This is a genomic window from Streptomyces sp. NPDC127092 (assembly GCF_042722475.1).
Lineage (GTDB): Bacteria > Actinomycetota > Actinomycetes > Streptomycetales > Streptomycetaceae > Streptomyces.
The window spans coordinates 1-536 of record NZ_JBHXFE010000176.1 but is presented as its reverse complement, the minus strand read 5'-3'; the positions used below and the strand labels follow the sequence as shown (position 1 = coordinate 536).

The 536-nt window shown below is 71.8% G+C and carries 1 protein-coding gene; it reads left to right on the top strand.

Annotation, left to right across the window (positions count from 1 at the left end; translation table 11 throughout):
* The coding region (locus tag ACFWJO_RS38535) for a hypothetical protein (RefSeq protein WP_386872853.1) at window positions 1–536 on the top strand (536 nt) is incomplete at both ends.

Genomic DNA, 536 nt, shown 5'->3' with positions numbered 1-536 from the left:
AGCTGGCAGAACGCCCCCGCACCGGCTACCTGCGGCCGCCGTCGGAGCTGCCGTTCACGGTGGTGGAGGTACGACCCGACCTTGCGGACCTGAGGGACCATCCCGTCGACCTCGTGACAGGGCTGCTCATCCCCACCTCGGCGCCCATGCTCGACATCGACGCTCCTGCGATCCTGACAGCAGAGCTGACCTACCGGACCAGGCTCGATATCCACCGGGCGGAGGCACCCGTGCACATTCTTCCTCGCATGGCGCTCGGGCTGGCGCGCACGGAACTGCGCTTCCGCTCCATGGTGCGGCGGGCCGCCGCGGTGGAGTGCAACGGGCCGGCGGCGACGAGGTCCTACGGCAGGCTCGCTCGCCGGTCCATCTCCTACCGTGACCACCGGCTGCGCCGCGCCGATGTGGAGGCGGCGGCGCGTGTCCCGGCCTGGGACGGAGCACGACCCCTCCACGTGGGGTTTTCCGGCCGCCATGAAGCCGTCAAAGGCCCGCAGTTCGTGGTGGAGGTGGCCCGCCGGGCCCACCGCGCGGGC